The organism is Rhizobium sullae (genome assembly GCF_025200715.1).
In the GTDB taxonomy this organism is placed as follows: domain Bacteria; phylum Pseudomonadota; class Alphaproteobacteria; order Rhizobiales; family Rhizobiaceae; genus Rhizobium; species Rhizobium sullae.
Window position 1 is genome coordinate 2,396,629 of record NZ_CP104143.1, and the last position, 13,932, is coordinate 2,410,560.

Genomic DNA, 13,932 nt, shown 5'->3' on the forward strand with positions numbered 1-13,932 from the left:
CCATTAAAAGTAATACTTTTTAACGATATACCAAATTTGTTATGCACTATACCACTTATTCTATTTGACAGTTATAAGATTCCATACGAGTTTGCGGCCGTGTGCTGGTTGGCACTCAACACGTGTGAGATCGTGGAGGAGACCTACTTCGTTTCTCACCATCTGAAGTAACTATCCAATCTACGGAACCTGCCACAGTTTCGTTGGCGGGCGATTTTTCGTCCGCCGTCTATTAACAAGGGAGAGAGAAATGAAATCCATTATCTCATTGATGGCTGCGGCTGCCTTCGGCATCGCTTCATTCGTTATGCCGGCAATGGCGCAGGACAAGGGGATGGTAGGCATCGCAATGCCCACGAAATCTTCCGCTCGCTGGATCGACGACGGCAACAACATCGTCAAGCAGCTTGAGGCGGCGGGCTATAGCACCGACCTGCAGTATGCTGACGACGATATTCCGAACCAGCTGTCTCAGATCGAGAACATGGTCACGAAGGGCGCTAAGGTTCTCGTCATCGCCGCTATCGACGGCACGACGCTTTCCGACGTTCTCCAGAAGGCTCATGACTCAGGTATCAAAGTCATCGCATACGATCGCCTGATCCGCGACTCGGCCAACGTCGACTATTATGCAACGTTCGACAACTTCCAGGTCGGCGTCCTGCAGGCAACCTCCATTGTTGACGCCCTCGGCCTCAAGGATGGCAAGGGTCCATTCAACATTGAGCTTTTCGGTGGTTCGCCGGACGACAACAACGCCTTCTTCTTCTACGACGGCGCAATGTCTGTCCTGCAGCCCTACATCGACAGCGGCAAGCTCGTCGTGAAGTCTGGCCAGACCGGCATGGACAAGGTCGGCACACTGCGTTGGGACGCTGCAACGGCCCAGGCCCGTATGGACAACCTGCTCTCGGCTAACTACACCGACGCCAAGGTCGATGCCGTCCTGTCTCCGTACGACGGTCTCTCCATCGGCATCATCTCGTCGCTGAAGGGCGTCGGCTACGGCACCCCGGACCAGCCGCTTCCGGTCGTTTCCGGCCAGGACGCCGAAGTTCCGTCCGTGAAGTCGATCATTGCTGGCGAACAGCACTCGACAGTCTTCAAGGACACGCGCGAACTCGCCAAGGTCACCGTTGCAATGGTTGACGCTGTCATGTCCGGCAAGGAGCCGGAAGTCAACGACACCAAGACCTACGACAACGGCGTCAAGGTTGTTCCGTCCTACCTGCTGAAGCCGGTAGCGGTCGACAAGACCAATTACGAGAAGGTTCTCGTCGAAGGCGGTTACTACACGGCTGACCAGCTGAAGTAATCGTACCAGGTTGGCCGGAACCTGCTGCTTGCGGGTTCCGGTCTTCACTTTTATGATCGTCGCGCCGTATTTCCGGCTGCTGGCGTTGGATTTTGACTATGGACAATACAATCCTCGAAATGCGGAACATCACCAAGACGTTCCCGGGCGTAAAAGCGCTTGAGAATGTGAACCTCAAGGTTCGTCAGGGTGAAATTCACGCATTGGTGGGCGAGAATGGGGCCGGAAAATCGACCCTCATGAAAGTCCTCTCCGGCGTTTACCCGGCCGGCACTTACGATGGCGAGATCGTCTACGACGGCGAAGTCCGCAACTTTAAGGTGCTTAAGGACTCGGAAGAAATCGGCATCGTCATCATCCATCAGGAGCTGGCGCTCGTGCCGCTTCTGTCGATCGGCGAGAACATCTTCCTCGGCAACGAGAATGCCAAGAGCGGCATCATCAGCTGGCAGGAGACGTTCAACCGCACGCGGCAGTTGCTCGCAAAAGTCGGCCTGCGCGAATCTCCGGACACGCTTGTCACCGACATCGGCGTCGGCAAGCAGCAGCTCGTCGAGATCGCCAAGGCGCTGTCGAAAAGCGTCAAGCTGCTCATTCTCGATGAGCCGACGGCTTCGCTGAACGAAAGCGACTCCGACGCGCTGCTCAACCTGCTGATCGAATTCCGCAAGCAGGGTATCACCTCGATCATCATTTCGCACAAGCTCAACGAAGTACGCAAAGTCGCAGACCAGATCACCGTTCTGCGTGATGGCATGGCCGTCAAGACGCTCGACTGTCACACCGACGAGGTCAGCGAAGATGTCATCATTCGCAACATGGTGGGCCGCGATCTCGAGGACCGGTATCCGCCACGTTCGGTTCCGATCGGCGAAACCATCCTCGAAGTGAAGAACTGGAACGCCTATCACCAGCATCACCGCGACCGCCAGGTGCTGCACGACGTCAACGTCACCGTCCGCAAGGGCGAGGTCGTCGGCATCGCCGGTCTCATGGGGGCTGGACGAACGGAGTTCGCCATGAGCGTCTTCGGCAAATCCTACGGCCATAAGGTCAGCGGCGAAGTGCTGATGCACGGCAAGCCGGTCGATGTCAGCACGGTCCGCAAGGCGATCGATGCCGGCCTCGCCTACGTCACCGAAGACCGCAAGCATCTCGGCCTCGTGCTCAATGACAACATCCTGCGCAACACCACGCTTGCCAATCTCAACGGCGTGTCGAACGGTACGATCATCGATGACGTTCAGGAGCTGAAGGTCGCGAACGACTACCGGTCGAAACTTCGCATCCGCTCTTCCGGCGTGTTCCAGGAAACGGTCAATCTCTCAGGCGGCAACCAGCAGAAAGTCGTGCTGTCCAAGTGGCTCTTCTCCGATCCTGATGTCTTGATCCTGGACGAGCCCACCCGCGGCATCGATGTTGGTGCCAAATACGAAATCTATACTATCATCAACCAGCTCGCAGCCGACGGCAAAGGCGTTCTGATGATCTCATCGGAAATGCCGGAACTGCTCGGCACGTGCGACCGCATCTACGTGATGAACGAAGGTCGCATCGTTGCGGAACTGCCGAAGGGAGAAGCGAGCCAGGAAACCATCATGCGCGCTATCATGCGCTCAGGGGAGAAGAGACAATGACTCCGGTCAACCCAGCCACCGAGGAAAGCAACGTCGTCTCGATTGCCGACTACATCCGGGGCAACATTCGCGAATACGGCATGCTCATCGCACTCGTCGCGATCATGGTGTTCTTCCAGCTTTACACGGGCGGCATTCTCTTCCGTCCGGTCAACCTGACGAACCTGGTTCTGCAGAATTCGTTCATCGTCATCATGGCGCTCGGCATGCTGCTCGTCATCGTGGCTGGCCATATCGACCTGTCGGTCGGCTCGATCGTCGCCTTCGTGGGCGCGCTCGCGGCCATCTTCACCGTGCAATGGGGAATGAATTTCTGGCTCGCGGGCCTGCTCTGCATGATGATCGGCGGCATTATCGGCGCCGCTCAGGGCTATTTCATCGCTTACCACCGCATCCCGTCTTTTATCGTAACGCTGGCCGGCATGCTGGTTTTCCGGGGTCTGACGCTCTTCGTGCTCGGCGGCAAGAACATCGGCCCCTTCCCCAAGGAATTCCAGATCATCAGCACCGGCTTCCTGCCGGGCGGCATGATCGACATCGCCGGAACGCCGGTACAGTCCACGTCGCTGATCCTGACGCTCATCATCCCGGTCGTACTCTTCTATCTTGCCTGGCGGCGCCGCAAGGTGAATGAAAGCCACGGCATCGACGTCGAGCCGGCGGGCTTCTTCATTGCCCAGCACGCGCTCGTCACGCTCGCCATCCTGGCGCTCGGCTGGCAGTTGTCGAGCTACAGGGGCCTGCCGAACGTCCTCGTCGTCATGCTCGTGCTTATCGCAGCTTACGCCTTCATCACACGCCGGACGACGATCGGCCGCCGGATCTACGCGATGGGTGGCAACGAGAAAGCCACCAAGCTTTCCGGTATCAACACCGAGCGCCTGAGCTTCTACACTTTCGTCAACATGGGCGTCCTTGCCGGCCTGGCAGGCATCATCGTTGCGCTGCGCCTGAACTCGGCGACGCCGAAAGCAGGCGTCGGCTTCGAGCTCGATGTCATCGCAGCCTGCTTCATCGGCGGCGCCTCCGCCTCCGGCGGCGTTGGCAAGATCACCGGTGCCGTCATCGGCGCGTTCATCATGGGCGTCATGAACAACGGCATGTCGATCGTCGGCCTTGGCATTGATTTCCAGCAGATGGTGAAGGGCCTTGTGCTTTTAGCCGCCGTCTTCTTCGACGTTTATAACAAGAACAAGGGCTAAGCGCTCCGGCGCCAGTCCAGGCATTTGCAGTCATGAGAAAGACCAATTCCGGCTCCCTCGGGAGCCGGAGAGGCGGAGCTTTTCCGCGCCCAGCTAAAGAGGATGAAAGCCGTGCTTATTTCGCAGATCAAGGGTTCGAACGGAGAGATCATCGTCGCCGTGCGTGAGCCGGGCGGTGCAGCGAAAGCCGTGAAGAATGCAAACAGCGTTTACGCGCTGGCGATGGAAGCCGCAAACGCCGGCAAGCCGCTCGTTTCCATCATCGAGACCCATGGCTACGGCGATGATGTCGATCTGGAAAAGGCCTATGCGGAGGGTAACTTCCTCCCGCCGATCACCCATCCGGATGCTGCTCACCTTCATCTGACCGGCACCGGCCTCACGCATCTGGGCTCGGCGGCGACCCGCGACTCCATGCACAAGAAGACCACCGAGGCCGCGGAAGAAACGCTCACGGACTCGATGAAGATGTTCAAGATGGGCCTTGAGAACGGCAAGCCGAAGGCCGGAGAAAAGGGCGTGCAGCCCGAATGGTTCTACAAGGGCAACGGCTACGGCGCTGCCGCACCCGGTGCTCCCCTCGTCTCCCCCTCCTTCGCGCTTGACGGCGGCGAAGAGCCGGAGATGGCCGGCATATATGTGATCGCCAAGGACGGCACGCCGTTTCGCATCGGCTTTGCGCTCTCCAACGAGTTCTCCGACCACGTCACCGAGCGAATCAACTATCTCTATCTCGCCCATTCCAAGCTCCGCCCCGCAAGCTTCGGCCCGGAAATCCGCATCGGCGTTGCGCCTGAGGATATCCGCGGAACCTCGCGCATCAAGCGCGGCCACAAAGTGATCTTCGAGAAGCCGTTTCTCTCCGGCGAGGCGAACATGTCGCATACCTTTGCGAACCTCGAATATCACCACTTCAAATACGGCCTCTTCCGCGTGCCGGGGGATGTTCACGTGCACATGTTCGGCACTGCCACGCTCTCCTTCGCGGATGGCGTCAAGACGGAAGAGGGCGATGTCTTCGAGATCGAAGTTGCCGAGTTCGGCCTGCCGCTGCGCAATCCGCTGAAGGTCGCCGCCGAAGAAAATATCGCTGTCAAGCAGCTTTGAATTTTGCGCTGGACTGGCCGCGAGCTGCGGCCGGACCACTTTGTAAAGGGTAAAGGAGGCTCGTTCAGCCCATGACCATTTATCAAAACCTGATCGCCGGCGAATGGACCGGCGCCGACGCCGTCGAAAACATCAATCCGTCCGATACGAAGGAGGTCGTTGGCCTCTATGCCAGCGGCTCCGCCGCCGACACCAAGAACGCCATCGCCGCCGCCAAAGCCGCCTTCCCCGCATGGTCCCGTTCCGGCATCTGGGAACGTCACGTCATCCTGAAGAAGGCGGGTGACGAGATCATGGCGCGCAAGGATGAGCTCGGCGCGCTGCTCGCCCGTGAAGAAGGCAAGACGCTGCCCGAAGCGATCGGCGAGACGATCCGCGCCTCGCAGATCTTCGAATTCTTCGCAGGCGAAGCCTTGCGCCTTGCCGGCGAAGTCGTCCCCTCCGTGCGTCCGAATATCGGCGTCGAGATCACCCGCGAACCGCTGGGCGTCATCGGCATCATCACGCCCTGGAACTTCCCGATCGCGATCCCTGCCTGGAAGATCGCCCCGGCGCTCTGCTACGGCAACACCGTCGTTTTCAAGCCGGCCGAGCTCGTTCCCGGCTGCTCTTGGGCGATCGTCGATATCCTAAATCGTGCGGGCCTGCCGAAAGGCGTGCTCAACCTCGTCATGGGCAAAGGCTCGGTCGTCGGCCAGACGATGCTCGACAGCCCGGACCTTGCCGGCATCACCTTCACCGGCTCCGTCGGCACCGGAAAGCGCGTCGCCGTCTCCTCCATCGAGCATAATCGCAAGATCCAGCTCGAAATGGGCGGCAAGAACCCGATGGTCATCCTCGATGACGCCGATCTCAACGTCGCCGTCGAAGCAGCCGCCAACTCGGCCTTCTTCTCGACCGGCCAGCGCTGCACGGCATCGTCTCGCCTGATCGTGACGGAAGGCATCCATGACAGGTTCGTGGCCGCCATGACCGAGAAGCTGAAGTCGCTGAACGTCGATCACGCGCTGAAGACGGGCACGCATATCGGCCCGGTCGTCGACGAGAGACAATTGAAGACCGACATCGATTACATCGAGATTGGCAGACAAGAAGGCGCCAAGCTCGCCTTCGGCGGCGAGCTGATCTCGCGCGACACGCCCGGCTTCTACCTGCAGCCGACCCTCTTTACTGAAGCGACCAACCAGATGCGCATCTCCCGCGAGGAAATCTTCGGACCGGTCGCATCGGTCATTCGTGTCAAGGATTACGACGAGGCGCTGGCTGTCGCCAATGACACGCCGTTCGGCCTGTCGTCGGGCATCGCTACTACCAGCCTCAAGCACGCGACGCACTTCAAGCGCAATGCCGAAGCCGGCATGGTGATGGTCAACCTGCCGACCGCAGGCGTCGACTTCCATGTTCCCTTCGGCGGACGCAAGGGCTCGTCCTACGGCTCACGCGAGCAAGGCAAATACGCCGCCGAATTCTTCACTGTCGTGAAAACCGCCTACACGCTCGCATAAACGGATATCAAATCCCAAGCCGCCGAGTCCGACGGCTTGGGGCACTCAAAGGGCAAGGACAATGAAAAAGAAAGCGGAATGGCCGCGCAGGCTGAGGTCGCAGGAATGGTACGGCGGCACGAGCCGCGACGTGATCTATCACCGCGGCTGGATGAAGAACCAGGGATATCCGCACGACCTGTTCGACGGGCGCCCTGTCATCGGCATCCTCAACACGTGGTCAGATATGACGCCGTGCAACGGCCATCTGCGCGAGCTTGCCGAGAAGGTGAAGGCGGGCGTCTGGGAGGCCGGCGGCTTCCCAATGGAGGTGCCAGTATTCTCGGCATCCGAAAACACCTTCCGCCCGACGGCAATGATGTATCGCAACCTCGCCGCGCTCGCCGTCGAGGAAGCGATCCGCGGCCAGCCGATGGACGGCTGCGTGCTGTTGGTCGGTTGCGACAAGACCACGCCGTCGCTGATCATGGGTGCCGCTTCCGTCGATCTGCCCTCGATCGTCGTCACCGGCGGGCCGATGCTGAACGGCTATTTCCGCGGCGAGCGTGTCGGCTCCGGCACGCATCTGTGGAAGTTCTCCGAAATGGTGAAGGCCGGCGAGATGACCCAGGCCGAATTTCTTGAGGCGGAAGCCTCGATGAGCCGTTCGTCGGGCACCTGCAACACCATGGGCACGGCATCGACCATGGCTTCCATGGCCGAAGCGCTCGGCATGGCACTGTCCGGCAACGCCGCCATCCCCGGTGTCGATTCCCGCCGCAGGGTCATGGCGCAACTCACCGGCCGCCGTATTGTACAGATGGTCAAGGACGACCTGAAGCCCTCTGACATCATGACGAAAGAGGCTTTCGAGAACGCGATACGCACGAATGCGGCGATTGGCGGCTCGACGAATGCGGTCATCCACCTGCTCGCCATGGCCGGCCGCGTCGGCATCAACCTGACACTGGACGATTGGGACCGCTGTGGCCGCGACGTGCCGACCATCGTCAACCTGATGCCGTCGGGCAAATACCTGATGGAGGAGTTCTTCTACGCCGGCGGCCTGCCGGTCGTGTTGAAGCGCCTCGGCGAGGCAGGCCTCCTGCACAAGGATGCATTGACTGTGTCCGGCGAAACCGTGTGGGACGAAGTCAAGGACGTCGTCAACTGGAACGAGGACGTCATCCTGCCCGCCGAAAAGGCGCTGACGTCTTCGGGCGGCATCGTAGTGGTGCGCGGCAACCTCGCGCCGAAGGGCGCGGTGCTGAAGCCGTCTGCCGCATCTCCGCATCTGTTGACGCATCGAGGCCGCGCGGTCGTCTTCGAGGACATCGACGATTATAAGGCCAAGATCAACGATGACAATCTCGACATCGACGAGACCTGTGTCATGGTCATGAAGAACTGTGGACCGAAGGGCTATCCCGGTATGGCCGAAGTGGGCAACATGGGTCTGCCTCCCAAGGTGCTTAAGAAGGGCATCACCGACATGGTGCGCATCTCCGATGCCCGCATGTCGGGCACGGCCTATGGCACAGTCGTGCTGCACACCTCCCCGGAAGCTGCGGTCGGCGGGCCACTCGCGGTGGTGAAAAATGGCGACATGATCGAGCTCGACGTGCCGAACCGCCGTCTACACCTCGACATCTCCGACGAGGAACTGACGCGGCGCCTCGCCGAATGGCAGCCGAAGCATGAGCTGCCGACATCAGGTTATGCCTGGCTGCACCAGCAGCATGTCCAAGGCGCCGATACTGGCGCCGACCTCGACTTCCTCAAGGGATGTCGCGGAAGCGCGGTCGGCAAGGACAGCCACTGAGGCCAAACGGTTACCAGCATCAAAAGGCGGGACGAAAGTTCCGCCTTTTTCTTTGAGAGCCGGCATTTCTTCCGGAACGATCCCGTCTCCCCCTCGTTATCGCGCCAGGGAGGGCGCCATGCCTGGAGTGCGAAAAATGATTGTGCTCAGTGCCTTCAACAAGGATGAGCGCGGTACCCTGATTCCGGCATTCGAGCCTCGGCACATGAAGAGGGAAGACACGGCCGTCTATATCGCCCAGACGCTCGTTAACGATTACGATGGCGTCGTCGTCTGGTGCCACGAGGGAAACCCTGCCATCGGCGAACAAGGCCCATCGGTCATCCTGTTCCAGTCAGGCTTGGTGCCGGAATTCGATTAGCCGCAGCCTTTTGTCGTATCGAAGCTCCGGGGTGGGCGAGACAGCATGACCGTTTTTTCCGTCAAGCACATCACGCATTATTCCTACAAACGGCCCGTCACCTTCGGGCAGCACCGCTTGCTTTTCCGCCCGCGGGACAGCTTCGACCAGCGTCTTCTGGATGCTACCTTGACGGTCGACCCCGAGCCGGCCCAGATCCGCTGGATACACGACGTCTTCGGAAATTGCATTGCGCTCGTGGACATCGACCGGCCGGCGGATCAGTTGCGCTTCGAGACCAATATTCGCCTTGATCACACACCGCAGGTGCCGCTCGATCTTGAGATCGATCGCAAGGCACTGACCTATCCGTTTTCCTATGGCGACGAAGAGATGCCGGACCTTTCCTGCACGATCACACGCCACTACGAGGATCCGGACGGTGCGGTTGCTCACTGGGCGCACCAGTTCGTCGGAACAAGCTCCTCGGGCCAGACCGGCCACGTCCTGATGACGCTCTGCTATGCGATCCACGAAAGTTTCGTCTATGCCCGCCGCTCCGAACACGGAACGCAGGCGCCGATCCAGACGCTCATGCAGCGGCAGGGAACTTGCCGCGACTTTGCCCTGCTGATGATGGAGGCCGCCCGGTCGCTTGGCCTCGCTGCCCGTTTCGTCACCGGTTACATCTACGTGCCGGATCGCGACGGTTCGATGACGCTCGGCGGTGGCTCGACGCATGCCTGGTGCCAGGTTTATCTCCCGGGCGCCGGCTGGGTGGAATTCGATCCCACGAACGGCATCGTCGGCAACCACGATCTGATCCGCGTCGGCGTTGCGCGTGATCCCCGCCAAGCGGTTCCACTCTGGGGCAGCTACGACGGAGCGGCGGACGATTTTGACGATCTGATTGTGCAGGTCAACGTCACCACCGAACGGTAAAGTGTGGTGAAGAGCCTGTGGAACTGATAGCTTTTCCTGACGTTCCATGATGGCCTGCGGGCTTGCTGGATGAAGGAGCTTCCATGAAGATTCGCGCTGGTTTCACGATAGGCTATGAATGCGTGCAGCCAACGCCAATGCTTCTCGTCCTCAATATCCACCCCTCGCGGCGTCCCGACCTCTTGACGGATCAGGTGCTGTCGTTCAACCAGCCGATCGAGGCGTGGAACTATACCGACGGTTTTGGCAATTCCTGTACGCGCATCGTCGCCCCGCCCGGAGTTACCACGATTTCGACCGCGTTCGAGATCTATGACAGCGGCCAGCCGGATGTCGTGCCGGTGGACGCTCCGCAGCACGAGATCAAGGACCTGCCGGACGACGTGCTCGTTTTCCTTCTCGGCAGCCGTTACTGCGATACGGATCGGCTAGGTGATTTCGCCTGGGCGACATTCTCGAATACAATATCCGGCTGGCCGCGCGTGCAAGCTATTGCCGATTTCGTACACGGCCATATCGAGTTCGACTACCTGAAAGCCGATGCGCGCAGAACCGCGCATGGCGGCTATTCAGACAGGACCGGCGTCTGCCGCGACTTCGCGCATCTTGCCATAACGCTCTGCCGCTGCATGAACATACCGGCGCGCTATTGCACCGGATATCTCGGCGATATCGGCGTGCCGCCCGATCCCGCGCCAATGGATTTCAGCGCCTGGTTCGAAGTCTATCTGGGTGGTCACTGGCATACCGTGGATGCCCGGCACAACATTCCGCGCATCGGCCGCATACTGATGGCAACCGGCCGCGATGCGACGGATGTGGCCATCTCGACCGCTTTCGGCCCCGCCGTATTGAAGCAGTTCGAGGTCGTGACGGAAGAAGTGCCCGGCGATGCCACCGCCTAGCCAGGCAGGCATTCGGGTATTCCGCCTGCCGTGCACCCCTCGCTACGGAAACAGAAAGCTAATCCCAGGCTACGTGCTCGCAGGGCCTACCATGGTACGCCTCTGAATGTAATATAGATGATGAAAGCAAGGCTGATCGCCGGCGTCGATTTAATCAAGAATTCGACATATCGAAACTGAGTGAGGGACAGAGCGATGTTCCTCCAGGAGTGAAAAGTTATCGTGGAAGACATGAAATCCTCCTCCTTTGGTTAGGGCCAGGTACTGCCACCATCTGACGTCGGCAGCACAAGGTCGTTCGGTGGGGGAATCCCTCGCGGCGCAGTTATTCGAGCGCCGCGAAAACGACCTCCATCTAAGCCTGTCAGACGCGATCGATATTTGTACGATCAGCGAAAATCCCGTGCAGTGAGTGTCAGATTATTTCCGCGCCGATGTGCATAGGCTCTGGAGGCTGCTTCCTGGATCGTAGAGCGTGCGGCGTCAAAGGCACCGAGACAGGCCAGTTCCGAAGCGCTCGCCGCGGCGGATTGTCCAAGTGCTGCTGCTTCGACGAGAAACCTGACTTCGAACATGCCGTCGTAGCCGGTAAAGCGGACAGCCTTCCTCGTTTCGTCGAAAGTACGGCTTCTGTTGGGAAAGATGAGCGTCATTCGGCTAGTCCTCAAAATGGGCGTGGGTCAGGCGATATGCTGCGACCATCACGGATTTCATACTCAATGGATGGTCTGTGCTATGACCTCGTCATCAAGCAGAGCATGGGATGTTCTGATGAGACGAACCGTGCCCGCGATAATCTCGTCGGAGTATGCCGCGTCCGCATGTGAAATTTCATCGGTCAAATCGCGGAGAACTTCGTTTATTTCCAGCATTAGCGGCACAAGTTCCAGTTGCCCGTCGGCCGCAAGTCCATGCGCAAGGTTTGCAATCACCGCCCTAAGATGATCAATAAGTGCACGCCGCTCAGCAATTGCTGGTTCTGAAGGCTCCATGGGTGCCGCTTCAACGCTAAACTGCATGATGCCACCTCCATACCTTAAAATGGGTTCTGCCGCGGCGTTATCAATGCCTAGTGCGGAATGAGGTTGCTCTTAGCCTGACAAAGGAGGACATGATATCTTTCGTCAACGATCAATTCTTCGATGCCACGAATTTAATAATTCCGGACGGCACAAGATTTATGAGCGTTTTCAATATAAATATTAGCCAAAATATATTTGCGATTCCAAATTTAGCTTTCAAAATATATTTTAATTTAATTAGAACGCAGCGGATATCATGCTATTGTAACTTTCTCTCCAGCAATATTGCTGGACCGATCGCCAAAGATTGGACAAAATCATGGAAAAGTTTTCTTGGTTGCGACCGGCCGTTTACGGCGCGGTTTGCGGAGCAGCAGCCCTTACTATCATTGGCTTTTCGTGGGGCGGCTGGGTAACCGGCGCCGGCGCACAAAAGTCAGCTGGCATTGAAAGGACGGCAGCCATAGCCGCAGCCTTGACGCCCTATTGCCTCGAACGTGCAAAGTCGGATCCGGCTGCCACTGAAATCATGGCAGAGCTGAAGGCGGCCAGCAGCTACAGCCGTTCCGATGTCGTCAAGAAAGCTGGTTGGGCGACGCCTCTCGGCAGCACCGAGCCGAATTCGGATCTAGCGCAGGCGTGCCAAATCGCACTTGGCAAGGTCGCCCCCTGACGAGCCGGGGCTGTTTTATATGACTTAACGATTATTCAAACGCAGAAGAGGCACTCATGCCGCGTAAAAGCTTGCATTCCACCATGAGTGCCAGGATATCGGGGCGCGATCAGGCACAGGCGACAACGATCGCCTTCAACAAGATCATGGCGAGCGAGGTTGCAGAACGGAGCGAAAAATCCGCCCGGCTGAAAGCGTCGCGCCTTGCACTGGAAATCGCGATCGCACCGGCTTTGCGGACGAGAGCTGAACGGTACGACAGGTAACCACGCTTAAAGGAGACGTGACGCTTTTACGGCTGTCTCTTTGCCTTTCGTTGAAACACCAGCATCCTTGGTGCAGATCAATGGCGGTCAGCGCGGAGGGCTGCAGCGATCAGATCGCATTCAAAAGTATGAGCACGCAGTTGCTGATTGAAATCAACGAGCTGTTCTGCGGCCAGCGAGCTCGGTTCTCCCCGCAGTAAAATACCCGCAATATGGGCTTCCTGCGCCGCGATGTGCTTTCTGTCTTCCACCACGCGCCGACGGGAAAGCTCCAAATCTTTCGAAGAATACGCCATGGCGTACTATAGCACGACTTTAAGCCGAAATCTTAATAACGCCAAAATGAAAATCTTCCGATCTTCTTTCTGCGAACAGTTTTAAACAACGCTAGCCATCAGCTCTGGCTTTGCATCTGGCTCTGATCTTCGACCTTGACCATGACCGACAGCTTCTCGCCCGGCGTGCCGATACGCATGCCAGAAACCGGGGCTGCGTCGCGGTAGCAGAGGCCGGAAGCGACGCGGACGTAGCGGGCATCGGGGCAGATGTCGTTTGCCGGATCGAAGCCGACCCAGCCGAGGTTGGGTATGTGCGCTTCACCCCAAGCGTGCGTCGCGGCCTGCTCGGCTTTCCCCTCCATCATCAAGTAGCCGGAGACATAGCGGGCAGGCACGTGCAATGCGCGAGCCGCCGAAACGAAGATGTGGGCATGGTCCTGGCAGACGCCGCTCTTCTTCTCCATCGCCTGTTCGGCGGTCGTGTCCGTGTTGCTGGTCCCCGGCCTGTAGTCGACGGCTTCGTGGATGGCAGCCATCAGCGCATGCATCCGGGCGAGCTCGTTGTCGCCGTTTATCGTCCGTATCAGTTCCCTGATAAGCTTGCCGGGCTTGGTGCGCGGCGTGTCGCGCAGGAACAGCCAGAGCGGGCAGAAGCCGGTATGCGGGCCGGTCATTCCGTTGCGGTCTTCGGTTTCCACCTCGCCCTCGGCGACGATGCGCGTCACCTTCTGTTCGCCTTGCAGCGAGACGAGGTTGACATGGTTGCCGAACTGGTCGTCGTATTCCACCTCGGGCTTGGCGCCTTCGACATGCAGCGACCAGTTCAGAACCTTCTGCCCGAAGGCTGAGGGCGGCGTCAGGCGCAGCCGCTGCAGCGAGAACTGCGACGGCTCGTCGTAGTGGTATTCGGTGACATGGCTAATCTTCAGTCTCATCTCA

15 protein-coding genes are annotated in these 13,932 nt (G+C 58.9%); 11 read left to right on the plus strand and 4 right to left on the minus strand.

Annotated features, from left to right (window positions below; all coding sequences use genetic code 11):
* Nucleotides 1-250 precede the first annotated feature (250 nt).
* From chvE to N2599_RS12315, 9 genes are all read left to right on the plus strand, one after another.
* A complete protein-coding gene (gene chvE / locus N2599_RS12275; protein WP_027508234.1) occupies nucleotides 251-1,315 on the plus strand; it encodes a multiple monosaccharide ABC transporter substrate-binding protein in 1,065 nt (354 codons plus the stop codon).
* 98 nt (nucleotides 1,316-1,413) lie between these two features.
* The gene (gene mmsA, locus N2599_RS12280; RefSeq protein WP_027508233.1) at nucleotides 1,414-2,952 is read left to right on the plus strand and encodes a multiple monosaccharide ABC transporter ATP-binding protein; all 1,539 of its coding nucleotides are present in this window, start codon (nucleotides 1,414-1,416) and stop codon (nucleotides 2,950-2,952) included.
* A complete protein-coding gene (mmsB, locus tag N2599_RS12285) occupies nucleotides 2,949-4,154 on the plus strand; it encodes a multiple monosaccharide ABC transporter permease (protein ID WP_027508232.1) in 1,206 nt (401 codons plus the stop codon). Before mmsA ends, mmsB begins: the two co-directional genes overlap by 4 nt.
* A gap of 111 nt (nucleotides 4,155-4,265) precedes the next feature.
* Nucleotides 4,266-5,261 carry an AraD1 family protein gene (araD1, locus tag N2599_RS12290; RefSeq protein ID WP_027508231.1) on the plus strand — a complete coding sequence of 332 codons (996 nt, stop codon included), beginning with the start codon at nucleotides 4,266-4,268 and terminating at the stop codon, nucleotides 5,259-5,261.
* A gap of 71 nt (nucleotides 5,262-5,332) precedes the next feature.
* The gene (locus N2599_RS12295) at nucleotides 5,333-6,766 is read left to right on the plus strand and encodes an aldehyde dehydrogenase family protein (RefSeq protein WP_027508230.1); all 1,434 of its coding nucleotides are present in this window, start codon (nucleotides 5,333-5,335) and stop codon (nucleotides 6,764-6,766) included.
* Nucleotides 6,767-6,827: 61 nt separating this feature from the next.
* Nucleotides 6,828-8,567, plus strand: coding sequence for an L-arabinonate dehydratase (gene araD, locus N2599_RS12300; RefSeq protein WP_027508229.1), 1,740 nt, complete (start codon nucleotides 6,828-6,830; stop codon nucleotides 8,565-8,567).
* Nucleotides 8,568-8,703: 136 nt separating this feature from the next.
* Nucleotides 8,704-8,928 carry a hypothetical protein gene (locus N2599_RS12305; RefSeq protein WP_244915045.1) on the plus strand — a complete coding sequence of 75 codons (225 nt, stop codon included), beginning with the start codon at nucleotides 8,704-8,706 and terminating at the stop codon, nucleotides 8,926-8,928.
* 45 nt (nucleotides 8,929-8,973) lie between these two features.
* On the plus strand, nucleotides 8,974-9,849 hold the full coding sequence (locus tag N2599_RS12310) for a transglutaminase family protein (RefSeq protein ID WP_027508227.1): 876 nt from the start codon (nucleotides 8,974-8,976) through the stop codon (nucleotides 9,847-9,849).
* 83 nt (nucleotides 9,850-9,932) lie between these two features.
* A complete protein-coding gene (locus tag N2599_RS12315; protein WP_027508226.1) occupies nucleotides 9,933-10,754 on the plus strand; it encodes a transglutaminase-like domain-containing protein in 822 nt (273 codons plus the stop codon).
* 389 nt (nucleotides 10,755-11,143) lie between these two features.
* Here the strand turns inward: N2599_RS12315 and N2599_RS12320 are convergent, their stop codons facing one another.
* A complete protein-coding gene (locus N2599_RS12320) occupies nucleotides 11,144-11,407 on the minus strand; it encodes a DUF1488 family protein (protein WP_027508225.1) in 264 nt (87 codons plus the stop codon).
* A gap of 63 nt (nucleotides 11,408-11,470) precedes the next feature.
* The gene (locus tag N2599_RS12325) at nucleotides 11,471-11,773 is read right to left on the minus strand and encodes a hypothetical protein (RefSeq protein ID WP_027508224.1); all 303 of its coding nucleotides are present in this window, start codon (nucleotides 11,771-11,773) and stop codon (nucleotides 11,471-11,473) included.
* Between the two features lie 322 nt (nucleotides 11,774-12,095).
* Between N2599_RS12325 and N2599_RS12330 the strand changes: the two genes are divergently transcribed.
* Both N2599_RS12330 and N2599_RS12335 read left to right on the plus strand, forming a co-directional pair.
* Nucleotides 12,096-12,449, plus strand: coding sequence for a hypothetical protein (locus N2599_RS12330; protein WP_027508223.1), 354 nt, complete (start codon nucleotides 12,096-12,098; stop codon nucleotides 12,447-12,449).
* A gap of 56 nt (nucleotides 12,450-12,505) precedes the next feature.
* Nucleotides 12,506-12,715, plus strand: a complete 210-nt coding sequence (locus N2599_RS12335) for a hypothetical protein (RefSeq protein ID WP_027508222.1) — start codon at nucleotides 12,506-12,508, stop codon at nucleotides 12,713-12,715.
* Between the two features lie 77 nt (nucleotides 12,716-12,792).
* Here the strand turns inward: N2599_RS12335 and N2599_RS12340 are convergent, their stop codons facing one another.
* Complete coding sequence (locus N2599_RS12340) at nucleotides 12,793-13,011, minus strand: hypothetical protein (RefSeq protein ID WP_084606380.1); 219 nt, start codon at nucleotides 13,009-13,011, stop codon at nucleotides 12,793-12,795.
* A 98-nt stretch (nucleotides 13,012-13,109) separates the two neighbouring features.
* Nucleotides 13,110-13,928, minus strand: a complete 819-nt coding sequence (locus N2599_RS12345) for a transglutaminase family protein (RefSeq protein WP_027508221.1) — start codon at nucleotides 13,926-13,928, stop codon at nucleotides 13,110-13,112.
* Between the last annotated feature and the right edge of the window lie 4 nt (nucleotides 13,929-13,932).